General features: G+C 42.5%; 35 protein-coding genes. 32 read left to right on the forward strand and 3 right to left on the reverse strand.

The window, feature by feature from the left end; all coding sequences use genetic code 11:
- The first annotated feature begins 4 nt into the window (after nt 1–4).
- The 26 genes from BVG16_RS13745 (at nt 5) to BVG16_RS13865 (ending at nt 16,152) form a co-directional block, all read left to right on the forward strand.
- On the forward strand, nt 5–526 hold the full coding sequence (locus tag BVG16_RS13745; RefSeq protein WP_078499247.1) for a hypothetical protein: 522 nt from the start codon (nt 5–7) through the stop codon (nt 524–526).
- Complete coding sequence (locus tag BVG16_RS13750) at nt 523–1,005, forward strand: phage virion morphogenesis protein (RefSeq protein ID WP_078499248.1); 483 nt, start codon at nt 523–525, stop codon at nt 1,003–1,005. Before BVG16_RS13745 ends, BVG16_RS13750 begins: the two co-directional genes overlap by 4 nt.
- On the forward strand, nt 1,005–1,352 hold the full coding sequence (locus BVG16_RS13755) for a hypothetical protein (RefSeq protein WP_078499249.1): 348 nt from the start codon (nt 1,005–1,007) through the stop codon (nt 1,350–1,352). Before BVG16_RS13750 ends, BVG16_RS13755 begins: the two co-directional genes overlap by 1 nt.
- Nucleotides 1,339–1,833, forward strand: a complete 495-nt coding sequence (locus BVG16_RS13760; RefSeq protein WP_078499250.1) for a phage neck terminator protein — start codon at nt 1,339–1,341, stop codon at nt 1,831–1,833. Before BVG16_RS13755 ends, BVG16_RS13760 begins: the two co-directional genes overlap by 14 nt.
- Nucleotides 1,823–2,827, forward strand: coding sequence for a DUF3383 family protein (locus BVG16_RS13765; protein ID WP_078499251.1), 1,005 nt, complete (start codon nt 1,823–1,825; stop codon nt 2,825–2,827). The genes BVG16_RS13760 and BVG16_RS13765 overlap by 11 nt, the downstream gene beginning before the upstream one ends.
- 16 nt (nt 2,828–2,843) lie before the next feature.
- A complete protein-coding gene (locus BVG16_RS13770) occupies nt 2,844–3,233 on the forward strand; it encodes a phage structural protein (protein ID WP_078499252.1) in 390 nt (129 codons plus the stop codon).
- 23 nt (nt 3,234–3,256) lie between these two features.
- Nucleotides 3,257–3,565, forward strand: coding sequence for a hypothetical protein (locus BVG16_RS13775; RefSeq protein WP_078499253.1), 309 nt, complete (start codon nt 3,257–3,259; stop codon nt 3,563–3,565).
- Nucleotides 3,528–3,716: a hypothetical protein gene (locus BVG16_RS13780; protein WP_078499254.1), complete on the forward strand. Its 189-nt coding sequence runs from the start codon at nt 3,528–3,530 to the stop codon at nt 3,714–3,716. The genes BVG16_RS13775 and BVG16_RS13780 overlap by 38 nt, the downstream gene beginning before the upstream one ends.
- A 49-nt stretch (nt 3,717–3,765) precedes the next feature.
- Nucleotides 3,766–4,506, forward strand: a complete 741-nt coding sequence (locus BVG16_RS13785) for a phage tail tape measure protein (protein ID WP_078499255.1) — start codon at nt 3,766–3,768, stop codon at nt 4,504–4,506.
- A 49-nt stretch (nt 4,507–4,555) separates the two neighbouring features.
- Complete coding sequence (locus BVG16_RS13790) at nt 4,556–5,641, forward strand: GIY-YIG nuclease family protein (protein ID WP_158081696.1); 1,086 nt, start codon at nt 4,556–4,558, stop codon at nt 5,639–5,641.
- A 192-nt stretch (nt 5,642–5,833) separates the two neighbouring features.
- Nucleotides 5,834–7,336 carry a phage tail protein gene (locus BVG16_RS13795; protein ID WP_078499257.1) on the forward strand — a complete coding sequence of 501 codons (1,503 nt, stop codon included), beginning with the start codon at nt 5,834–5,836 and terminating at the stop codon, nt 7,334–7,336.
- Nucleotides 7,337–7,846, forward strand: a complete 510-nt coding sequence (locus BVG16_RS13800; RefSeq protein WP_078499258.1) for a phage baseplate protein — start codon at nt 7,337–7,339, stop codon at nt 7,844–7,846.
- 9 nt (nt 7,847–7,855) lie between these two features.
- Nucleotides 7,856–8,176, forward strand: a complete 321-nt coding sequence (locus tag BVG16_RS13805) for a phage baseplate plug family protein (RefSeq protein ID WP_078499259.1) — start codon at nt 7,856–7,858, stop codon at nt 8,174–8,176.
- Nucleotides 8,169–8,957, forward strand: coding sequence for a phage protein (locus BVG16_RS13810; RefSeq protein WP_078499260.1), 789 nt, complete (start codon nt 8,169–8,171; stop codon nt 8,955–8,957). The genes BVG16_RS13805 and BVG16_RS13810 overlap by 8 nt, the downstream gene beginning before the upstream one ends.
- The gene (locus BVG16_RS13815) at nt 8,954–9,346 is read left to right on the forward strand and encodes a Gp138 family membrane-puncturing spike protein (RefSeq protein ID WP_078499261.1); all 393 of its coding nucleotides are present in this window, start codon (nt 8,954–8,956) and stop codon (nt 9,344–9,346) included. The genes BVG16_RS13810 and BVG16_RS13815 overlap by 4 nt, the downstream gene beginning before the upstream one ends.
- Nucleotides 9,334–9,696 (forward strand): GPW/gp25 family protein, encoded by a 363-nt coding sequence (locus tag BVG16_RS13820; RefSeq protein ID WP_078499262.1) that lies wholly within the window; start codon nt 9,334–9,336, stop codon nt 9,694–9,696. The genes BVG16_RS13815 and BVG16_RS13820 overlap by 13 nt, the downstream gene beginning before the upstream one ends.
- The gene (locus tag BVG16_RS13825; RefSeq protein ID WP_078499263.1) at nt 9,686–10,789 is read left to right on the forward strand and encodes a baseplate J/gp47 family protein; all 1,104 of its coding nucleotides are present in this window, start codon (nt 9,686–9,688) and stop codon (nt 10,787–10,789) included. The genes BVG16_RS13820 and BVG16_RS13825 overlap by 11 nt, the downstream gene beginning before the upstream one ends.
- Nucleotides 10,790–11,203: a phosphoglucomutase gene (locus BVG16_RS13830; protein WP_078499264.1), complete on the forward strand. Its 414-nt coding sequence runs from the start codon at nt 10,790–10,792 to the stop codon at nt 11,201–11,203. It begins immediately after the preceding gene.
- A 1-nt stretch (nt 11,204) separates the two neighbouring features.
- The gene (locus BVG16_RS13835) at nt 11,205–12,227 is read left to right on the forward strand and encodes a DUF2793 domain-containing protein (RefSeq protein WP_078499265.1); all 1,023 of its coding nucleotides are present in this window, start codon (nt 11,205–11,207) and stop codon (nt 12,225–12,227) included.
- Between the two features lie 13 nt (nt 12,228–12,240).
- Nucleotides 12,241–12,837, forward strand: coding sequence for a hyaluronate lyase N-terminal domain-containing protein (locus BVG16_RS13840; protein ID WP_078499266.1), 597 nt, complete (start codon nt 12,241–12,243; stop codon nt 12,835–12,837).
- Nucleotides 12,838–12,839: 2 nt separating this feature from the next.
- On the forward strand, nt 12,840–13,457 hold the full coding sequence (locus BVG16_RS13845; RefSeq protein WP_078499267.1) for a YmfQ family protein: 618 nt from the start codon (nt 12,840–12,842) through the stop codon (nt 13,455–13,457).
- 5 nt (nt 13,458–13,462) lie between these two features.
- The gene (locus BVG16_RS13850) at nt 13,463–14,470 is read left to right on the forward strand and encodes a hypothetical protein (RefSeq protein ID WP_078499268.1); all 1,008 of its coding nucleotides are present in this window, start codon (nt 13,463–13,465) and stop codon (nt 14,468–14,470) included.
- Between the two features lie 15 nt (nt 14,471–14,485).
- Nucleotides 14,486–14,755: a hypothetical protein gene (locus BVG16_RS13855; protein ID WP_078499269.1), complete on the forward strand. Its 270-nt coding sequence runs from the start codon at nt 14,486–14,488 to the stop codon at nt 14,753–14,755.
- 19 nt (nt 14,756–14,774) lie between these two features.
- Nucleotides 14,775–14,915: a hypothetical protein gene (locus BVG16_RS33115; protein ID WP_198957467.1), complete on the forward strand. Its 141-nt coding sequence runs from the start codon at nt 14,775–14,777 to the stop codon at nt 14,913–14,915.
- Between the two features lie 78 nt (nt 14,916–14,993).
- Nucleotides 14,994–15,422, forward strand: a complete 429-nt coding sequence (locus BVG16_RS13860) for a phage holin family protein (RefSeq protein WP_078499270.1) — start codon at nt 14,994–14,996, stop codon at nt 15,420–15,422.
- Entirely contained in the window at nt 15,415–16,152 is a 738-nt protein-coding gene (locus BVG16_RS13865; protein ID WP_078499271.1) for an N-acetylmuramoyl-L-alanine amidase family protein, read from the forward strand. The genes BVG16_RS13860 and BVG16_RS13865 overlap by 8 nt, the downstream gene beginning before the upstream one ends.
- An 87-nt stretch (nt 16,153–16,239) precedes the next feature.
- On the opposite strand, the gene BVG16_RS33355 is transcribed toward BVG16_RS13865, so the two are convergent.
- Nucleotides 16,240–16,443 carry a hypothetical protein gene (locus BVG16_RS33355; protein ID WP_078499272.1) on the reverse strand — a complete coding sequence of 68 codons (204 nt, stop codon included), beginning with the start codon at nt 16,441–16,443 and terminating at the stop codon, nt 16,240–16,242.
- A gap of 68 nt (nt 16,444–16,511) precedes the next feature.
- A complete protein-coding gene (locus tag BVG16_RS13875; protein ID WP_078499273.1) occupies nt 16,512–17,759 on the reverse strand; it encodes a hypothetical protein in 1,248 nt (415 codons plus the stop codon).
- Nucleotides 17,760–17,999: 240 nt separating this feature from the next.
- Between BVG16_RS13875 and BVG16_RS13880 the strand changes: the two genes are divergently transcribed.
- The 5 genes from BVG16_RS13880 (at nt 18,000) to coaD (ending at nt 20,484) form a co-directional block, all read left to right on the forward strand.
- Complete coding sequence (locus BVG16_RS13880; protein ID WP_078499274.1) at nt 18,000–18,356, forward strand: YolD-like family protein; 357 nt, start codon at nt 18,000–18,002, stop codon at nt 18,354–18,356.
- Nucleotides 18,357–18,733: 377 nt separating this feature from the next.
- Nucleotides 18,734–18,991, forward strand: a complete 258-nt coding sequence (locus BVG16_RS13885) for a hypothetical protein (protein WP_078499275.1) — start codon at nt 18,734–18,736, stop codon at nt 18,989–18,991.
- A gap of 147 nt (nt 18,992–19,138) precedes the next feature.
- Nucleotides 19,139–19,267: a hypothetical protein gene (locus tag BVG16_RS33705; RefSeq protein WP_269845597.1), complete on the forward strand. Its 129-nt coding sequence runs from the start codon at nt 19,139–19,141 to the stop codon at nt 19,265–19,267.
- Between the two features lie 144 nt (nt 19,268–19,411).
- On the forward strand, nt 19,412–19,978 hold the full coding sequence (rsmD, locus tag BVG16_RS13895) for a 16S rRNA (guanine(966)-N(2))-methyltransferase RsmD (protein ID WP_078499591.1): 567 nt from the start codon (nt 19,412–19,414) through the stop codon (nt 19,976–19,978).
- Nucleotides 19,975–20,484, forward strand: a complete 510-nt coding sequence (coaD, locus tag BVG16_RS13900; RefSeq protein WP_078499277.1) for a pantetheine-phosphate adenylyltransferase — start codon at nt 19,975–19,977, stop codon at nt 20,482–20,484. Before rsmD ends, coaD begins: the two co-directional genes overlap by 4 nt.
- 7 nt (nt 20,485–20,491) lie before the next feature.
- Here coaD and BVG16_RS13905 read toward each other — a convergent pair whose 3' ends face one another.
- The gene (locus BVG16_RS13905) at nt 20,492–21,727 is read right to left on the reverse strand and encodes a nucleoside recognition domain-containing protein (protein ID WP_078499278.1); all 1,236 of its coding nucleotides are present in this window, start codon (nt 21,725–21,727) and stop codon (nt 20,492–20,494) included.
- A 98-nt stretch (nt 21,728–21,825) separates the two neighbouring features.
- Here BVG16_RS13905 and BVG16_RS13910 point away from each other — a divergent pair, with 98 nt between their 5' ends.
- Nucleotides 21,826–22,872 carry a YlbL family protein gene (locus BVG16_RS13910; RefSeq protein ID WP_078499279.1) on the forward strand — a complete coding sequence of 349 codons (1,047 nt, stop codon included), beginning with the start codon at nt 21,826–21,828 and terminating at the stop codon, nt 22,870–22,872.
- Nucleotides 22,873–22,989 lie beyond the last annotated feature (117 nt).

A 22,989-nucleotide genomic window follows, 5' to 3' on the forward strand; every position in this document is an offset into this window, starting at 1 on the left:
TAGAATGTTAACGACCATCGAACGATTAAAGCAATCAGTTTCAAACGTCGAGGATCAGCAACTTGAATTTTTAATCAAGGCGGCATCATCGTCAATCATCCGATATATCAACCGCCCACTCGAACAAAAAGAATTGGGAGAGTTCCATAATGGGCATGCAGAATCAAAATTTTTGAACTTGGAACTCTATCCGCTACATGAGGTAACATCGGTTGAGATGGACGGTGAGACAATCCGGGACATTAAGTTGATTCCGGAAATTGGGCGCTTGTATAGAGAAAAAGGTTGGACTCCAGGCTTCCGAAATATCGAAGTTCGCTATTCGGGCGGGTACGTGTTGCCTGGTAATGAGAACGCAAATTTGCCAGAGGATATTGAACTTGCTTGTATCCTTCACGTACAAGACCTCATGAGAACGCCGGGTGTTGTATCTGAGCGCGTTGGAGATATATCGGTAACATATTCACAGGATCGAATGTCAAACGCAGTGAGAAGCCTTCTAGAAGGTTACAGGCGGTACTTATGAGTAAGGCAAGACGAACAAGATCACGGAGAGCGAACGTGGAGGTCACCGAAGTTACTTATTTACCGGATATTCTTCGCAAGCTTGAAGAGTTGACAAAGCATGAAGTGCATATCGGTGCTAGTGGGGATCAAGAAACGGCGATGATTGCCGGAATCCATGAATATGGCTCCTTGAAGGCGGGCATCCCGGCTCGTTCGTTCATTGGTACCGGGAAGAAGAAAGCACAGGCGGCTATTTCCAAGCTTGCTAAATCCGGTGTGAATGCGATTGTTCAGAAAAGCGAAACCGCTAGGGGGTTGCTGGAATCGATCGGGCAAGAAGGGGAATCACGCGTTGTTAAAAACTTCGATAAGATTCGCACGCCTTCATTGTCGCCATTGTACGCACGTCGAAAGGGTAACGGTAAAATTCTGGTACAAGAACAAAAGTTGAGGGATTCTATCACATTTATTGTGATTCCTAAAAAGGGGCGTAGGTGATGAGGAATTTTCGTTTTGCATCTATCGTCCGTAAATACTTTCGTCCATATGTCCAGGTTCAAGAAAGTGAAGGGAAGAGGGATGAAGACGGCGTATGGATTCCGTCTGAACCCATCCTTAAGAGTTTGCAAGGGCATATCCAGCCGATCAGTGCTGAATTGCAGCAGGTCGAAGGTGGCCGCTATACGAAAACGGACCGGATGCTCTTCACGGAATCAAGTCACGAATCCGGCGATATTATCGGATACCAGGGCAATCGATATACCGTAGGGACCGAAGTGGAACGAGAGTATAGTGACATCAATCAATACGTCATTAAGAAGGTGATCGTCAGTGATACAGTTTAAGTTGATTCGTTCAACGATCATTCGGAACCTAAAAGCATATCTTCATCTTGAGATCATAGAAATGAATGGTGGCGGAGACATTCCGAAAACAGCTTTCCTGACCTATGACTTCACAGAAGGGATAGGAGATGCCAAAGGTTTCCCTATCGTTTACGCGGAAGAAAACAAAATTAAGTATGTCGAGACGGTGCCTTTTACCGTCTCTTTTTTGTCTTACGCAGATGATAAAGCGACCAGTTTCGAGAATGCGATAAAGGCTCGGGATTGGTTCAAAACTATTGGACACGACATATTAAAAGATTTGGCCAATGTGATTGTGGTGGATACGGGTCCTGTTGAAAATCGAGATATCGCGATTGGGATTGAGTGGGAACGAAGACAGGGTTTTGAGGTCATGTTCCGTACGCTGGACATTATCGAAACAGAGCTGAACCCCATCGAGAAAGTAAATATAAAAGGAGCTGAGAACCTTGGCAGTTAAAGGTGATGTAACAGTAACGATAGACATGCAACGCCCTACACCAAAATTAGGTTTTGGGAAGCCTCTTATCATTGGATCGAGCGCTACAGGCATGGAGTACACGACGTATTCTGATTTAGAAGGCGTCGGGAAAGATTTTGCTGCTAATTCAGACGTTTATAAAGCTGCATTAGCATTATTAAGTCAAGGCGATAATTCACCTGCGGAAATTGCCATTATGTTATATAAGACCGAGGGAGAAACATTACAGACTTTTCTTCCCAAAATTTTCGCGAAAGATTGGTACTTCCTTATTTCGACAAGCAGCCAGGTTACCAATATTACCGCGATTGCGGACGCCGTAGAATTGGATAAATCCCGCCAGTTCTTCGCGAGTACGAGCAGTTTAGAAGACTTGGCGAAAATCTATGCAAAGAAATACGACAGAACGACTCTTTTCTATCATACGGATACAGATAATTACCCGGAAGCCGCTTGGATTGGGGAGGCTGCTTCGGCAGAACCCGGAAGCCTGACATGGAAATTCAAGACATTAAAAGGGATTGCTCCATTGGATATCGATACGACAGAGCTAATGGAGATTGAAGCGTTAGGTGCCAATACCTATGTCACGAAAGCAGGGGATGACGTGACAAGTGAGGGTAAAACGGTCTCCGGTGAGTACATCGATATTATTCATTCTCGCGATTACCTCGTAACTAGCATTCAGTATGCAATTCAAAAGTTACTCAACAAAGCAAAGAAAATTAACTATGACAATGGAGGGATTGCACAACTAGAATCTGCTACTCGGAATGTATTGAAACGCGCGGATTTGAACGGTATGATCGCGCACGATGACGATGGACAAGCGTTGTACGCAACTTTCTTCAAGACGCGCGACCAGGTCGATCCTGCCGATAGACAAAACCGGGAATACAACGACGGAACATTCGAGTTTGAACTTGCTGGAGCGATTCACAGATCGAAAATTAAAGGAATTATCAAACTGTAAGGAGGATTGAAAAATCATGAATACGTATGATCCAAAAGATGTGACGGTTGTCGTCGGCGGGACGTATCTCACGGGTTTTAGTGAGGATATGGTTGAAGCTGAGAAGGACGAGGATAACTATGAGACGAAAGTCGGCGCGCAGGGGGATGTTATCCGTACAAAAGTGAATAATCCCCTTGGCACCATTACATTAACTTTACTCCCGACCAGCCCTCAAGTGGCATACATGGATAAATTAGCGAATACCGGGGCACTAGTTCCGGTTTCGGTCATCCATAGCGGTACACCGAAAGAGACGATCACAGTTACAGAGTCTTTTGTGAAGAAACCAGCAACACGCACGTACGGTAAAGATGCCGAAGATCGCGAGTATGAATTGCAATGCCTTGATATGGATATCCAATAACAAACAAAGGGAGACGATTCACAATGTTTAAACAAAAGAACTTTACAACTAAAGCAGGAAATAAATTTGTATTCCAACATCCAGGTGTGCGGATGGTATCCAAGATCAATGACGCCAGTAAAAACAAGCATGGCGTTGTATCGGAGGAACGGCTTGCAGAAGAAATGTTAAAGCACGTGGTTGTTGATCCAAAAATGAAAATCGATGATTTCACTAATTACAAGGAGTACAGCGAAGTAATTAATTCCGCATATGCTTTTATTTCCGGTCAATCAGACGGTGGTGAGGAAGACAATGACAATCAGCAAGAAGGAAGCGAAACGGAGGGCTAAGGAACGTTGGTTCCAATGGCGGATACTGCTTTCTGATATGAATATCACATACGCGGATTTAATGCTCATGGATGATGATGATCTTGCGGAAGCAAACGCCGCACTTGATATTCATATCGAACAGCAACAAAAAGAAATGAATAAGAAGTAACGCAAGCGCCCAACATGGCGCTTGTTTTTGTGTAGAGGTGGTGAGGTATTTGGGTGTAATCGGTAACCTGATGTTTGCCGTTGGCTTCAAAGTCGGCGATAGTGCGCTGAAAAAGGTCGATAAGCAAATGACCGGGTTGAAAGATAATTGGACAAAAGTCGGAATCGCGACCGCTGCGGTGGGGACGGCAATTATTGGCGTTGGTGTTGCGGCGTTATCAGCTTCAAGTGATTTCAATAAATCTATGGCATCTATTCAAATGGCAACCGGACAAACTGCGGATCAAATGGAAGCGACGAAGGATGTCGCTAAAAATCTGTATAAACAGAATTTCGGCGAGAATTGGCAATTACTCAGTGATGCGATAGCGGTAACGACTCAAATTACACAGCAGCACGGTAAGGAACTCGAAAACACAACGCGTAACGCCTTGCTATTCCAGGAGGCATTCAAAAAGGATATTCCCGAATCCATCAAAACTACGGATACCATGATGAGGCAATTTGGGATTACGAGTGATGATTCCTTTAATCTTCTGGCTCAAGGACAGCAGAAAGGGTTGGATAAGTCCGGCGAGCTGCTAGATACAGCGAATGAATACGCCAATCAGTTTAAAGCGCTTGGGTTCTCTGCTGATGAAATGTTCGACACATTGGCAGCCGGGTCTGAGAACGGCGCGTTCAATTTAGATAAAGTGGGTTATACGGCTCACTATAAACTCCTCTATTTGCTGGGACGTCTTATGTTGATATTAAATCAAATCATATGTAAAAGAATTTGTTTGATATAATACATTTAACAAGATAATCAGCAGGGAAGCTTTTTGGGAGGGACTAATTTTGTTTGATATTTACGTCATTAGAAATATCATTAACGAGAAAAAATATATCGGTTACACCTCGAAAGGATATAAAACGAGATTTAGACTTCATATAAAGGAAGCATATGAAGGAAATACTTCGCGTTACCTTTGTAAAGCCATTCGCAAATATGGTAAAGAAAATTTCACCGTTGAATTACTTGAAACCGTTGAGACTCATGAGCTTGCAGTAGAGAAAGAAATCTACTATATCCAAAAAATGAACACCTTTGCTCATAAAAAAGGAAGCCATGGATATAATGCAACACTCGGCGGGGAAGGTGTAAACGGTAAGTTAGTTCCCCAAAGTATGAGAGACAAGATGAGTAAAATAAAAAAGGACCAGTTAGCTTGGGTCGGTAAAAATAATCCTATGTATAAGAAGGGGTATTTGATTGCCGGAGATAAGCATCCTTTGTTTGGAAAGAATCATTCATCTGAAACAAAATCAAAAATAAGTCAGTCAAATAAAGGACGACATATTGGGATTAATAACCCTGCTTCTAAGCTGACCGAATGTTACTCTCTTGAGTGTAAAACAGGAAAAATTGAAATGTTCAGTAGTTTTTATGAAATGCAGCAGTTTTTCATTAGCTTGGGGATGAAGTTGAATAGAAGTATCGTACTAGGTATTATGCGAATGGATAAAGGTAAGAAAAGCTACAAAAGATATAAGTTTTTTCGAGAAGACGTTACACCGAATGATATTTTTTCGGAAATAAGACGTAAATATCAAATGAAAATCTTTGAGCCCATAGAATTAAAGGATCATAGGCAAGGTGAAGAACACCCGAAAGCCAAAAATATGATATGTTTTGCTAGTGAGATTTCAACAGGAAAGATATATAGATTTGAATCATGGTATGAATTGAAAAGAGGACTCGGAATAATTACAGGTAAAGAAATTACATACTCTAGCCTCTTTAAAGTTCTCACTGGTAAATATAAACAAACGACAGGATATCATGTTTTTAGGGAGGATATTACCGAAAAGTCAACATTCAGTGCCATATCCGATAATTATGAAATCCAAAAAGAACCTTCAACGACTAGCCGAGAGGCGTAGGGCGCAAGCTATTGGCGTTCGAAACGGGGAGCATCCAAGCTCTCTTTTTTTATGCTTGGGTGAAGATATAGTCTGGTCTGCATGGAAACATGCAGCAGCCAAAAGGCGGTACAGAAATAGCGAATCTGTACGAACAAAACGGATGCCGTCAAAGAATTTAATATCCGTTCAAAGGACGGAAGCAAGACATCGATGGAAGCTTTTGAAATGCTTGGATTGAATGCTGATAAGCTGATGCATACGTTCGCCGCGGGTGGACCCCAAGCCAAGCAAGCATTTACACAGATCATGCAAATGATCGGCGATGTTGAGGACCCTGTTGCCCGAAATACGATCGGGGTCGCTTTGATGGGTTCGCAATTCGAGGATTTAGAAGTTAAGACGATTACCGCCATGGGTAGTGCAAGGACGCAGTTTGATATGACGATTGACAAGATGAGCGAATTAAATCAAATCAAGTTCAATTCGCCAGGAGAGGCAGCAGCGCGGATTGGGCGGCAGCTTAAAACCAATTTGATCATTCCGATAGGCGATAAACTTCTTCCCTACCTTACACAGTTTTCGGTATGGATGGAAAATGCCGGACCACAAATTCAAAAGGTAGGCGGGGCACTTATTGACGGTATAGCAAAAGGTATTAATGCCGTTGTAGATGGCGTGAAATATCTTGTTGACAATATCGATGTTATTGGTCCAGCTCTGGGGGGATTTGCAACCGTCATTTTGATTGCGTTAGTACCTGCAATGTGGGCATGGGTAACAGCTCAATACGCTTCGGCTGCCGCAGGTTGGGCGGCTATTGCTCCGTGGCTTCCCGTCATCGGCTTGGCTCTATTGGTTGCCGCAGCAATCACGGGTGTAATATTAGTTTTCAAGAATTGGGGAGCTATTAGCACATGGTTGGTCAATGTGTGGAACAATTTTAAAACGTGGGTTATGAATATATTCAATAGCATTATCCAATTTTTCAAAACTTGGGGTACAACGATTCTGGTGGTTCTTGGTGGTCCGATTGTGTGGGCTGTTGCGCTTGTAGTGAAGTACTGGAAGCAAATCAAGACATTCACCATATCTATATTTACGAGTATTGGGAATTGGTTGTCATCGACTTGGAATCAAATAACTTCGAGTGTGTCTAACTCAGTCACAAATATATGGACAAAGATAAAAGAAATATGGGACCGGATCATAGGATTCCTTAAAGGCATTAACTTGTTCGATATCGGCAAGAACATCATCGAGGGTTTGGTGAACGGAATTGGTTCCATGGCGAATGCAGTCGTGGATAGGGTAAAGGATATTGGGAATAGCATCACCGATAAGGTCAAGGGGATTCTAGGTATTCATTCGCCTTCGCGAGTCATGATGGAAATGGGGGTTTATACCGGGGAAGGGTTAGCCCTGGGGATTGATAGCACGCAAAACCGCGTTGGCGAAGCATCGGCAAGTTTAGCGAATGAAGTAAAGGGTCAACCCGCCTATGTAAAAACCACGGCACCAGCTCCGGCGAGAGTTGTTTCTTCAAGCGCTTCATCATCGTCACGAATTGATTTGAGTATTGCCGTTAAAGTTGATGGAAGTGGATCAAATGAAAAAATGGGTAGTGATATAGCCTTACAGGTCAAACAACAAGTGCAAGAAATACTAGAAAGCACGATTCGTCGTATGGGGCTAACTCCTGAGGTGGTCGAGTAGATGGCAAAGATTGATGGTTACTATATTCTTGTTGAGAGCGAAGAGCCTAATTACGAGGTTGACATAACAGATCAGCCCGTAGAAAAGGGAATTAACCTCACGGATCACGTGAAGCGAAGAGCTAGAACCATTTCGCTGAGTGGTTACATTGTAGGGGAAGACGCAAGCCGTATTCGAACATATTTACTTGACGCCCAGGATAATGGAAAAATTGTTCAATACCAGGGACGAAATACATTTAAGGGCTTGCTCGGCGGGTTTTCAACAAAGCATGATTATAAAACTGCCGATGGATTTCCCTTTACTTTAAAACTCGTGGAAATCCGGTTTGCTGAATCATCTTATGTTGATACACTTCCACCTCCCGTGAAATCACAAGCGGCGCCCGTCGTGAACGCCGGGAGAAAGCAAACGAAGAACGCCAAAAAATCTAAGAAAACTAGCAAGAAAAAAGATAGTAAAACGGTCCAGAAAGTGACATTCAAGAAAGGCAGCCCGTGGGCAGAATAAGGTGACAAAATGGAATATATCGATATCGAAAAGGACCTTGTTCCGTATCGTTTTGAAATCTCACTCTTAGATGAATTATTTACTTTCGAAGTAAACTATAACCCTGATTTTGATTACTTCACCGTAGATATAGAACGAGATGGTGAGATATTAGCCCTCGGGGAGAAGATCGTTTATGGTGTGCAGCTCTTCAATGATATCCAAGATAACCGATTTCCGAAAGTGCCTATTGTGCCTTACGATGAATCTGAAAATAGTATAGAAGTGACTTGGGGAACACTCGGCCAGAGTGTTTTTTTGTATCTTATTGAAGGTGATGAGGATGCCTAATTTTGGGCGTGTAATTGAAGTGATGACTTCAAACATGAGTTTTAGCAATGATAAATTCACGATCGAGGGTACAATCCCATTCGATAATGATTTACTACCCAACGAAAGCGAAATCAAGCTTTGGAATCTATCGATGGATACAATCAACAAAATAAAAAAACAAGCGACATTAATGGTGAACGCCGGGTATCGCGGTGATGTTGGGTTGGTGTTGCATGGATTTATTTCCAAGGTACGTACAAAGCCGGAAGGTGTAAACCGGGTAACGACTATATATGTCATGGATTCCGTTGATTTATCAAAAGCTAAAATAAAAGATATTACCTACGCAAAAGGCACAGCGGCAAGTTATATCATCAAAGACATGGCGAAAAGATTGGGATTACCTATCGCACAATTTGAGTTAAACAAAGATGTTCGATACGTGGACGGTTTTACGGCTCAAGGCGAAGGCGTGGACATTATTCAGAGCGTTGCGAAGGATTGTGGGACCTCTGCTTTTATCAATAAGGGGAGGCTATACGTCCGAAGTTTACGACGTGGTGCAGATGGTCTATTTCGTTTATCGCCCGAAACCGGGTTAATAGGTTCGCCGGAGTATTTTGAGGATGATACAACGAAGGGGTTTAGCATTACATCACAATTGCAACATCGAATTACAACAGCTTCCGCCATTCAGTTGAAATGCTCGCAGTTCGATGGCATTGTTCACGTCAGATCGGGCGCCCATCACTTAAGTATTACCGGAGATTTCACAACGGAAGTGGAGGCGATTCTATGAAAAGAGCAAGAGACCCGGCAGCGACAATGGGGAAATTATTACACTTATATGGGCAAAAGCAGAACGCGAGCTTACACGTCGGGTTCCCTTGTCGAGTACTTTCGTTTGACCAGGAGACTTGTATGGCAGATGTTCAACCCTTAATTCTTGCCGGGGTTGATCCACCTTCCATGATTCAGAACGTCCCTGCCTTGGGTCAACGATTGCTTATCAATGGTGCGGAATCGGTTTGTAAACCTGCCCTTAAGCAAGGGGATACGGTTTTGGTGATTTGCTCAGATCGTGAACTGAAAAATGCATTGAACGGTGACATAGCAGCGGCAGATAGCCAACGCATGCATAGTTTAAATGATGCAGTAATCGTGGGGGTGTTTCCTTGCAGTCTCTGAAATTGATAGATGGCGATTTGGTCATTGAAGGCGGGGATTTACTTATGATTGATGGAGTGGGTGAGGTTATACAATGTGCTGATCTGGTTCTAGGAACTAATCAAAATGAGTGGTTTTTAAATCCGCCACTCGGCATTGACTTCGGACTGTTTCGGGGTAAAAATCCCGATGAGGAAATGATGAAAGAGGATATTCGTCGCGCATTGCACGATCATGAGCCAAGAATTCAAAGTGTGGATCAAATCGATTTTACCTATGATATGAAAAATCGAAATATGGAGATCACATTTTTGGCAACAACAACGGAAGGGAAGCAACTACGAAGCGAGGTGGGTCTTGATGCTAGATGATAAGGGGTTTAAGCGCAAACGTTTCGCGGACCTCTTAGACGAAATGGAAGCAAAAGCAAAGGAAGCTTTTGGAGTAACGGTTAACACGGCGGAACGCTCGCCGTTAGGTATTATATTACGTATTTTTGCCTGGTTTTTAGGAAAGCTTTGGGCACTTACAGAAGATGTGTATCATTCCGCGTTTATCAATACAGCCCGCGGAGTGAGTATGGATCGATTAAGTGCGAATATGGGTGTCGTTCGATTTCCGGAAAGGTTTAGCAGCGGACCGATAGAGATCACTGGAACGCCTGGTTATCTTGTCGTTTCGGGCTTTGTGTGTGGAACAAAATCGAATGTGTTATTTTCTACTACACATGATGTCGTGATTGGGGAAAATGGACAGGCATCCGTTGAAGTTCAAGCGGTCTTAGCCGGATCGGGAGGTAATGTCCCGCCTGGCACGATTACAGAAGTGATAAATCCAGACCCTAATATTAGCTCAATACGAAACATTATATCTATCGAGGGTGGTCGCGAAAGAGAGACAGATAATGAGTTTCGGGAAAGATATCTCGTAGAGATTCAAAACCCCGGCACCAGTGGCAATAAAGCGGATTACATACAATGGGCACGCGATGTTTTAGGGGTTGGTGGTGCGAAGGTCTTTCCCTTATGGAATGGCGGCGGCACCGTCAAAGTGGTCATCATCAATGATCAGAAGAAGCCCGCCAGCCAAACGTTAGTAAATCAAGTGCAGGTGTATATCGACCCCGTATCAGGCGAAGGGGAGGGGAAGGCGCCTATCGGTGCGTCCGTGACCGTAGTTTCTGCAATAGGGAAAAGTATTCATATAACCGCAAATGTTACCCTTGCCCCTGGATATACGATCCAGGGTGTTTATGATGCTTTTCAAATTGCCACCATAGCTCATATGAAAGAAATTGCATTCAAAGATTCATATATCAGCTATGCAAAAATGGGTGTGTTGTTATTGAATACCCCAGGGGTCATTGATTACACAGTACTTACGATAAACGGCGGAACATCGAATATTCCTCTCGCACCAGAGGAAGTGCCTATTTTAGGAACAGTGAATTTGGGGGTGCATTAGATGGCGTATCCCAATGGAATTGATCGCTTTAACGAGAAGTTGAACAAGAAACTTGACGGCACCGTTCATGTGATTGAAGAGAAAATAGCAATGACCGATGGTGTATATGAAGGACTATTAATACATGACAACATTGAAATTAGTAGTATCAAGGTATACACAGGACCCAGGTTCACAGGGGAAGAGGTTAAAAATTTTATTGTATCTATTCTTTCGGACACACCTTGGAAGATATCGATCAAGATTTTTTCCAATACTCCAAACGTTTATGTCACCTACGAAACACCAGGAGATACCATCGAGGCGGATGATATAAATGTGTTGCAGTCGAGTGTGACTGAAACTCAAAAAGAAATTGAGCATTACAAGGAAAATGGTGTGATCGATGGAGGATCATTCGTAAGGGGGAAATGAGTTGCCACAAACGATTAAGATCAAAAGAGGAACCAGGGCACAGCTTGATACCTATGGCGCGTTACAAGTGGGCGAACTTGGATTTTGTACTGATACCAAGGAAATATATGTTGGTGATGGAACCTCAAATATATTGAGTGGACGAGCAATGTCCGGGACGCTTGCGCTTAGACCTAATCCGGGCACTTTGGGGCGGTTATACTATGTTTCTAGTGGTACAAGTGTCGGTTATCTTTTTGTAGATGATGGGACAGCATGGAAAACGGTAAATGCATTAAAATTATCAGATTTAACCGGGACGTTAGATGACATCGGGGATGGATCAACCTATGCAAAGGTAAAGAAGACTGAAATTACAAACGGCAGTGTGAACAAGGTATCTGATGGCACGAATACCAAAACAGCGGCAGAAATAAAGACGCATATTGATAATATCGCTTTGCATCGCCAAATCAATGATTCTGGTATAACAAATATCGATCTTTGGTCCGCTTTAAAAATTAAAAACGAAATTGAGCTTGCTAAACATAACATTGAGCCGCAAGCGTCTGTAAAAAATCGATCTACTGTGGCGCCGCCAGCTTCTCCTGTCGAAGGGGATCGGTATATTATCCCTTCGGGTGCAACAGGCGTTTGGGCAGGGAAGACCAATCAAATCGTGGAATATCAATCCGGGATATGGACCTATTATAATCCGGCTACGGGTTGGACTTGTTATGTCGATGACGAACAAAAAATATATAGTTGGAACGGTACTGCATGGGTCCGAACAGGTGGAGCGCTTCAAACCATCACCGCAGGTAATGGATTAACGGGCGGCGGTCAATCGGATACGGTGACATTAACAATCGGACAAGGTAATGGGATAACCGTTGCAGCGGAATCCATTTCCGTTAAACCAGGTAAAGGCGTCTTTGTTGATGCAAATGGAGTGGCAGCAAACGTCGATGGAACCAGTATTTCGTATGATCCATCGAATGGGAATAGATTAACGGTGTCCGTCGTAGACGGAGGGACATTCTAGGAGGGAATCACACATGGCGAGAAAAGTTTTGATACAAATACGGCGTGGACTTGAGCGCAATATTGGAGTGCTTGGGGTCAGCGAACTTGGTTACTGTACCGATACAAAAAAACTATATATCGGCTCTGATTCCGGCAATGTGTTACTGGTCGCCGCACAATCTACAGGGGACATGCTCAAAAGCATCTATGATACGAATAACAATGGCAAGGTTGATGCTGCGGACAGCATACCGTGGGCAGGTATAACGGGTAAGCCGACATCTTTTGTTCCGGATGCGCATGAACATAGTAGAGTGCAAACAATAGATGATAGAGATAGAAAACCCGCCGACACATCAAAAGGCTATGCTGAATTCGCCTTTACCTCTCTTGGAGGAATGATGGGGGCAGCCAATTCTGATTATCAGGATATGATCGTGCTTAATATGTATAAAGATGTCTCAGGAGGTTTGGTGAATGCCCTGGTATTTGATAAAAAGCAAATGAAAATATTACATTACCAGGCAGCACAGACAGCAACAACCTGGGGAGAGCCTAAAACACTGGCGTACTTGTCGGATGTTATGCCTAAAGGACCCATCACGTGGAACCAGTTAAAAGGGGTGTAACAATGGGATACGGCAATCAAATATATGGCACGAGTCAATATGGCGAAGAACCAACAACGGAAAAGCCCAGTGAATCCTATACACCGGATTTAATGAAATACTTGCCCCAGACCTATAAAAGAAAAGGTGTCTTACACACCATTCTGAATATACTTGGGGAACAAATTGGACTTCTGCATCAATTCATCGAAGAGGTAAGGGACCAGCCTTGTGTGGAACACGCCACGTGGGGGCTTGGTGATTGGGAGCAAGTATTGGGTCTGCAAACGGACCCATCAAAATCTTATGAACGACGTCGAGAAATCATCAAAGCAAAATTACGAGGAACAGGGACTACAACTAAAGAAATGATCGAGCGTGTAGCTTCGACTTTTTCCGGCGGAGACGTTCAGATCATTCAATATCCCGCTCGATATCACTTTGAGGTACGATTCATTGGGATTAAAGGCATTCCGCCCAATATGGCAGGCTTTATTCAAATGCTAGAAGATATAAAGCCAGCGCACCTTAGCTATGAATTCAGTTATACCTATGCACAATGGGATTCGATTCGAAATCTCACTTGGAACCAAGTTAAGAAGAAATCATGGAATGAAATTAAAGTTTACGAAGGGAAGTGACATAGATGAAATTAACCCCAAATCTTTCTTTGAAGAAGCCGGATGGCACAGAAACCGCAGATATCGATGTGCTTAATGGTAATGCAGATTCACTGGACGCGGCTATTGGTGGACCTCTAACTTCTTTAAAGACTACAGATAAAAAAATTGTAGGAGCTATTAACGAGCTTTTTCAATCTGCCAGTGATATAAAGAGTAAGGTTGCCGATGCTGTCACTGGCAAGGGAGTTCCGGCAAGTATTAACGATACAGGTCAGCAATTAGCTGATAAAATCGGGCAGATCAAAACAGGTACCGATACCACGGACGCAACCGCAGTTGCCGCGGATATTCGATCCGGAAAGACCGCGTATGGTAAGAACGCTAAAATTACAGGTACACAACCAGTTCAAGCAACCGCAGCGCAGACGATCACGCCAGGTAAAGCGGATATCGTTAAGGGCCCAGGTATCTATGATGGAGCGATAACCGTCAAAGGCGTACCAGTAGATGCATCCAAAGTTTTGGTTGGTACAACGATTGCAGAGACTGCGGGAACGCTTCCAAACCGAAGCGCAGAAAATCAACATATGCCCTCAACAGGTGGTACGGTTTGGGCGGGTGATCGACTATTTTTACAACCACCGCCAGGGTATTATAACGGTTCAACATGGGTAACGGTTGCTGCGCCGGATGTGCGACCAGAACATATAAGGTCGGGTAAAAAAGTGTTGGATATGGCCGGGACGTTACAACCTGGAAGGAACTTTAGATACTTAGAGTTCGGGGCGACAACAGGGGGCCAAGCCATTGAACTTGGGTGGGAGTGGCAAGCAATAATATTTACAATTGACGTTGACCCATCAAGAGGAATGGCCCTTATGAGACGACCATCAGATAATGCCGCATTGGAAATAAGTTCAGGCGGGAGGCATCTTCCGTATATAAGTCCCTTCGATATAACAGCAACAGGGTTCGGGATACAGTACTACGCAGAGGCAGTGAGAACAAGGGTCTATGTATACGGAAAATAACAAGGAGGTTTAACCATGGAAGAAACGTTGATTTTTTACGACACAACAGGATATATCATTTATCAAGCATTTGGTAACTTTAGGGAGCCTGTCGGTATTCCATTTTTGAAGGTATCTATACCTGACGGGAAACGTGTATCAAAAGTAGACGTATCAGGAGAAACGCCAACGGCTGTATTCGAAGATTTGGCAAAGTCAGATATAGAACTTTTAAAAGTATCGAATGAAGAGTTGAAAAAGTCCATAGCTGAATTAACGATATTGATTGCAACGCCACAAATTTAAATAATGGAGAATGATGAAGATGACATTTACAAAAGATAGCGGATTGGTAAAGGTTTGGGTTAGCTTGGTGATGGCAGGAACATATAAGCATGAGCAAGTGCCGCAGCTCTCTAATCTTAAGACAGTCGTTACAGAAGTTATCAACAGAACAGCAGCTTAAGCGCCGCCGATATGGTAGGCGCTATTATTATGCCCTTAGCATGCGCTAGGGGCTTTTTCATTAAAAGGAGGTCACGTTGTGGAACGTTTTGGAATGATTATAAAAAGTGCTATCGCTATTGGCGGTAGTGCATTAACTTGGGCTTATGGTGGATGGACGCAGACAATGGGTGTTCTTGTATTACTGGTGGTTGCAGACTATTTGTCTGGTATCGGAGCGGCAGCCGTTGAGAGTGAGAAGGAAGGCAAGAACGGTTTGTCTTCACGTGTTGGGTACGTTGGAATTATCAAGAAGCTTGGTATTTTCCTGATTGTTGCCATGGCGCACCAATTAGATGGAATTCTAGGCGGTACAAACGCTTTGAGGGACGCAGCTATCTTTTTCTATATGGCGAATGAATTGATTAGTGTTGTAGAGAATGCGGGGCGTATTGGCTTACCCCTGCCCCCTGCCGTTGTGAAAGTTATTGAAGTCTTGAAGAACAAGGGAGGAAATAACAATGAATAAAACGGTTGTGCTAGATGCCGGACATGGTGGTAAAGATGGCGGCGCGTGCGGTAACGGACTTAGAGAAAAGGATATTGCATTGAAAGTGGCTAATGAAATCGCTAAACGATTGAAAGCCGAATATGAAGGCGTTGAATGTATCCTAACACGTTCGACAGATGTTTTCTTGGAGTTGAAAGAACGTACAGATATGGCAAACAAAACAAAGGCAGATATGCTAGTTTCGATCCATTGTAACGCAGGTGGAGGTGCGGGTGGATTCGAGTCCTTCACATACAACGGAAGCACAAACGCAGCTACAGCAGCCTTCCAAAACGTGTTGCATGGCGAAATATATAGTCGGTTGAAAGGTTTTGGTGTCAATGATAGAGGACAAAAAAGAGCTAACCTTCATATGTGCCGTGAATCTAAGATGCCTGCCGTGTTGATAGAAAATCTATTCATTGATGTTGATAGTGACGCAAACAGATTAAAACGTACAGAAGTGTTAGAAGCCATAATAAATGGTCATGTTGTTGGTATAGCTAAGTATCTAGGCTTGAAGACCAAGCAAACGGAGAAGCCTACCGACGAGGTTTTAAACGTGTTTGTAGATGGTGTCAATGTTGGGCAAGGCGACAATTTAAAGGGCGTTACACGCGGGCCTGTTCGTGCATTAGCGCAGGCTTTAGGTGCACAAGTTATTTATGATGCTACGAATAAGCGTATTGACGTTATTTCCAAAAAATGATATATTACCAATAACAAATCCGAAAGAATCGGTAAAAGAACCGCTAGGGGCAAATCCCTTGGCGGTTCTTTTTTTGTTTCCACGCTCTTATTTAAACAATTTGCGAATGAACTTGAACAAGTCGAAAGTTGTTCGATTGTATACCTTATTATATATGGCCTTCTTCGGGCTTCTTAGCGCGCCATATCCTCGCGGCATCTTAAGTCCTGCTCTATGTACAATCTGACGTTTAATACTTGTCCTCGCTGCAATCCTCTTTTTTAAACTCGGTTTACGCATACCGAACTTCATTATAAGACCACCTCTTGACTTAATAACTTACCCTCATGTTTATTACTGTTTCAGCATGTAAAGGGATGTTATCTAATAGTATTTATGGCAATCTCTCTTTGAATTTTTACATCTTGAATAATTTTATAAACTGATATTATTTTTTCAAACATAGACCAACAATTATATACATACTCAAGAATATATACTTCATCCGTTCCGTATTTAACCATATGTTCGTATGGTATGTACTCCCAATTCTCATGTCCTATTGCATTTCTTATTTTCCTTTCAAACTTAGGCATAAAAATATTGAAGCCTTCATTCAGTTCAACGAATTTCAATTTGTGCGCTTTAGATAATTTTTGATATTTTGCTAGTGTATTGATTTCTTTACCATCAATCTTAATATCAGGCATCAGTGAGTGATTTCCTCTTTCTAGAATATTGTTTAACATCAAAAGCAATTGATACACTTCTATCAGATTCTCATATACAGTGATATAAATGTCTTTTACATCTAAGAAGTTGGTAGTCGTGAGGGTGTAGTCTTTATATATTTGATCTATTTCTCCTTCAGGTAAATAATTAAGAAAAGTTGCAGGTATGAAGTAGTAATAGTTACTAAGAATGCTACTTATTGTTCTATATAATTTCTTGTCATTTCCTAGTAGCACCTCATTGCTGCATTGATCAATGAGGAATTTATTAAACTCTTCATATCGATTGGTTTTCATAAGATTCATTTTCTCTAATATTTGAGAATTGAATTCTTCAAAATCACTATTATGAAAGAAAGTATTAAAGTAATTAATATTGTATGAATATAAATGTCTAATTATCTCTTCATTAGAAAAACTATCAGTAACTTCTATATCGAGCTGTTTTGCAAGTTCTAAAGATAAATATTTTATATTATTATTCAAATACAATTCGTTGATTCTTTCAAAAATATGATTATGTTCTTTGTGTATATAGACGGCTCTCATAAAGCTTTCGTGAAAAGCGGCATACTTATCTAGTCCTATCATTTGAGTAGAACGTATAAAAGGAGTATAGCCGGGGATTATGTTTTGTTGATTAGAAATTTTGAACGTAAGTAATTCTGATGAAGTTTCAGCATAATATTTCGGTGTGGTTCGTTTTACTGGGGTTGCATTCTTTGATTTAAGATCGATTGTGACTTCCTCATTGTTTGTATAAAGAGTAAATTTCAATACAGTAAGGCAATCTGGACAAACAATACTTACAGGCGCTTCATCAATATGTCCTACTTGCCACTTTAAATTTATTATTGCCTCACATACATCGCATTTTACTAGAATATTTGATACCATAAGCAATCTCCTTTAATTCGATGTCCAATTAAGTTTTAAATAACGTTTGTGTATATCTTCCTAGCAGACTCACATTCCTCTACGATTACCCTTAATATCTTGCTCAGAACTTCGTAAATTACTTCACATGTTAAATTATTCGAGGATCTACTTACATATCCTGCCTGTAAACATGAATTATGTTTTATGGATATTGATATGGGAACGTTTATTCGTATATAATGTGAGATAGTTATTATTATGCAAATTTACTTGGAGGGAATTATAATAGGTAAGAAATTAGATGGTAACGGTTTATTCGAATCAAGTCGTTTTATTATGCCGCAGCACCGGGAAGCACTTAATGAACAGGCGAGGCAAAAACTATTAAATTCACGGCCTGAGCTTGACCCGCAGGAACTTGATATGATCGCTCAAGCAATCGATGATTCATATTCAGAGGGAACGCAATTGGGTTTAGAATTATTCGATGAGTATAATAATATGGTTATTAATGGAGTCATAATTGGAGTGAATCAACAGCGTGGGATAGTACAGCTTGATATTAATGGAGAAATTAAGGATATAAAACTTAAAAACATTATAGGAGTGAAGTAACCCGGCTCAACCGGGTTTTTTTGTGCGGAAAAGTATGTGTAAAAAATGTGTAAAATGATACGAACTTCTAACGTATTCTCAAAACGCGGTGTATAATATGAGAAAAAGCCGCGAACCCTTATATATCAAAGGTTCACGGCTATTTATGTATACAATCAATCCTCATTATTATTGAATAGATGGCGTCCCAGAAGGGCGTTGAAGACACTAGTGAGATTTTCACTTATAAAATAGAGACTACGAATGCATAAGCCTTTGTGGTTTTTCGCCCTTGAATACGAACATGTATTCCCGTATAATGGGAACAAAAGTTCTTATTTGGTGACGGAAGCTAATTAAATCAAACGTGGAAAGCTCAACAACGGGAGGAGTCATATATGATTGAAGAGATACTAAAGCCATACATCGAGAATCGATGCAATGAGCTTGCAGATGATTGTGACAACGAAGAAGATGAAAACTATAAAAAATTCATGTCACTATTAATAGAAGAGAATGTTTCAGGATCAACGCTATATGAGCTTGAGCACTTATATAATAGCATCAAATATAAAGTGATAAAGGCGGTGTATCCAGTTGCTCTAAAAGACGGAATAATTATTAGCAATAAGATGATGGAATTTATGAAGAAATAAACTGTAACAATTTTTGATTATTAAATGAATGGAATTAGTTGTTTTGCCACCTTAACTGCCACCTTTTTGGAAGACAAACAGATAAAAACCCTCGTAATCACTGATTACAAAGGCTTTTATCTGGAGCCCTCTTGCGAGAGCTCCATCATGGGAGAGGAGAAACCGGACGAAGAGCTTATGGGGAAACGTAAGTCTTCTCCGCGGTTGTCTACGACATTCGATGATGTCGATAACTTTATGATTGCCCTTTTGCGGGGAATTATACATCGGTTATGAAAAAAAGAAGTTCTCTGGATTCAGAGGGTCTGATTTATTTTTCAACAAGCTTCAATTGTGGTACGATATCGTAAAGTCAATGCGGACAGGGAATATGCCATGCATGGACAGAAACACCGACGTAAAGAATGGGTGAGACAACAAGTGAGAGTGATATCAGGAACGGCGAAAGGCCGCCCCTTGAAAGCCGTGCCAGGCATGGGGACAAGACCGACGACAGATAAGGTAAAGGAAGCGGTATTCAGCATCATTGGGCCTTATTTTGATGGCGGACGTGTATTGGATTTGTTCGCGGGTACCGGAGGTCTTGGGATTGAAGCGTTAAGCCGTGGTGCGGAACGGGCTGTATTTGTAGATATGGACCCGAAGAGTATTGAAGTGATTCGCCAGAATCTAAAGACAGCGAAGCTAGAAAATCAAGCGGAGGTCTATCGCAATGAAGCGACCCGAGCCATCAAAGCATTGGAGAAGCGGGGGGGAGGGTTTGATCTTATTTTTCTGGATCCGCCTTATAAAATGACCCAAGTGGATGAGATGATGATGGACTTAGCACAGCGTGGATTGGTACAGGATCAAGCCGTTATTATGGTAGAACATGACGCAGACCATACCTATCCCGAACAAGTGGGACCTTTCCGAAGTACGCGTGTAGCTCATTATGGGGAGACGACAATCTCCATATATCGATATGAGAAGGAGGAACAAGCATGACTGATCATCAGACGCGAGTGACAAGGGTGGCTGTATACCCTGGCAGCTTTGATCCGATTACGCAAGGACACATGGACATCGTAGAGCGCGCAGCCAGACAATATGACAAATTAATTGTTGCTGTGCTGAATAATACAAGCAAAAACCCGTTGTTCACGCTTCAAGAACGCGTGGAGCTCATTCAACGGGTGACCCAGCATCTTCCGAACGTGGAAGTGGACAGTTTTAGAGACTTGACGGTGAATTTCGTGAAATCGCGTCAAGCAGACGTGATTGTACGGGGGATCCGTTCGGTGACGGATTTCGAATATGAATTACAAATGGCATCCACCAATAATAAATTGGATGAATCCATTGAGACGATTTTTATGATGACAAATCCCAAGTACTCGTATTTAAGCTCAAGTATCGTCAAAGAAATAGCCCGTTTTCACGGGCCGGTTAACGATTTGGTTAGTCCGGAAGTGGAACAGGCGCTACGTGCGAAGTATAGTCCATCGACGTAAGTGTGAGCTAAGAATGGCGACGTCGGAATAAGGAGAACATCCCAGAGCCCAACATGAGAAGGGCTAAAATTCCGATGAACCAGATCGGCAGTACATACCAGGAGAACCAGCCTTGGAACTGTGTAAGCCAATGGGAAGTTGGTTCCTCAGCGGATGTCCAAGCTGGAAGCAAGGTTGGCATCACACGTCCCATAAGCGACTGCAAGGGATTCCAACAAGCGAAGGTGATGATCATCGCCAAGATCGCATGCAAGAAGCGCGTAGCAATAAAGAAGATATGACTCATATCGGTCGATTGGGTCATGCTGCGTACTTGTAAATGGGCGCATATACCGCTCCAGGCAAGAACGCCGCTCAAGAGTGCCATTTGAACCAGCGTAGACAAGGTTTGAATATGGCTGAAAGCGTAGGAGCCTAAATGGATCTCGAAGAAGCCTTGAACCCAATAAGATTCGATCGTAAAAGGAAGCAAGAAATGAAAGATCTTGGCGATTATGGAGAAAATCATCATGTAGCCGCCGATCATCATAAGTCTCTGGACAGCAGATGTCACCGCGTCTCCTAACAGCTTGCCAAATGTGCGCCCGTCGGATCGATGCGCTTCTTCGATGGCTCCAATAATCTGCTGCCAACGCCGCTTAGGCGCGTGGCTATTTGGGGACGATAAGGTCTGTACGGTTGTGTCGTCTGTCAGAAATGTCCTTGGAGGTCTGGGTGAAATGATGTGAAGGATGATACCGGTCAACAAGGCGGATCCCCAATGGAAAATACCTAGCAGGATGCCTGTCTGCGGCTGATGAAGAAAGCCTACGCCAACGACGACAACGATAAATACGGGGTTGCTTACATGGGAAAGAGCCAATAAGCGATGTGCTTCATGCCGTTCTAATGCTTGTTGATTCCGCAGCTTCGCTGTTGCTTCTGCACCCGCAGGATATCCAGCAGTCCAGCCGAGCGCAAGCGCCCACCCGCCAACACCGGGAATACCGAAGAGTCGTTTCATGACAGGGTCCAACAAGATACCTAGACCGTGAACGAAGCCGAAGGCGATCATCATCTCAGAAAGAACCAGAAACGGTAATAAGGCAGGGAAAATGAGCTTCCACCAAATGGAGAGTCCTTGAAGTGAAGCTTGAAAAGCTTGATCCGGATACAAAACGATACAAAATACAAGCAGTACGGCGCCAAAGCTGGAGATTAAAGTCAGCCAAGGGCTAGTTCGAATATTTTTGTTCAATAACATAAGTTCCACCTCTTTGAGCATAAACAGGAATAGTACATGTCTACGCCAAGAGACGAGCATTTAGACCTAGGCGTATGCCAACCGAAAGGGCGATGGGAATGGATTCATATAATCGAAAAGCAGCCCGCAACAGCAATTTGAAGCTGCTGACTTACATGTTTGGACTAATTATTGTAATTTATGTTCTCGTGTTTTTACCAACGCCTTACGTCATTTATGAGCCGGGAAGTGCGGAAGATATCAAGCCGTTCGTGAGTGTGAAAAACGGGGACACCGAAGAAAAAGGGACATTTATGCTGACGACGGTGCTGCGTAAAAAAGCGAATGTTGCTTTAATGCTCGGTTCGGTGCTGGATAAAAATGAGCAGCTTGCCAAAGAAAATTTAGGCGGCAGAACAGAGCAGGAATATGCGACAGAACAGATTTTTAACATGAGCAATTCTCAGACAAATGCGATTGTATCCGCCTATGTTCATGCGAAAATTCCGTTTGATATCAAGATGGATAAACTTGTTATTATTTATAATAATCCAAAATTAGCGACAAAAAATGATTTTCAGAGCGGGGATCAGCTGCTTAGTCTGGATGGCGTTACCTTCAAAGAGTATGACGAATTGATAAACTTGTTAAAAACGAAAAAGGTCGGCGATGTCCTGAAAGGAAAAGTGCTTCGGAACAAAAAAGAAACGGATGTAACCGTGGAACTGATCGCGTTGAAAGATGAAAAAGGAAATACGCGTCCGGGAATGGGCGTGAACTTTGGGATTGAACAGAAGGTTGTTCCACGCGACAGCGATAAGGAAATTGAATTTAAGTTGAAAGACATTGGTGGGCCATCTGCTGGTTTGATGTTCACGCTTGAATTATACAACCAATTAACGCCCGGGGATTTGAGCAAAGGATATCGTATTGCGGGTACAGGCACGATGAGCCCGGATGGAACGGTTGGGCCTATTGGCGGGATTCCGCATAAAATTGTAGCTGCAGATCGGGAGAAAGCCGATATTTTCTTCGCTCCAGCCCAGAATTATGATGAAGCGAAAAAGAAATACGATACCATGAAGACGGACATGAAGCTTGTTAAAGTTTCCACGGTAGACGAGGCATTGAAGTATCTTGAAGCGTTACCTGTGAAAGGGAAATAACAAAAACTGTCAGGGGAAATCTGGTCAAGCCCCAATTTTGTATACTTTGAAAAAAAGCCCTAAGCAGCAGATCACCGGACGATTCTTTATTGTGTAAACCTATAGCATTAATCCTAA

The sequence above is a fragment of the Paenibacillus selenitireducens genome, from assembly GCF_002021565.1.
In the GTDB taxonomy this organism is placed as follows: domain Bacteria; phylum Bacillota; class Bacilli; order Paenibacillales; family Paenibacillaceae; genus Paenibacillus_K; species Paenibacillus_K selenitireducens.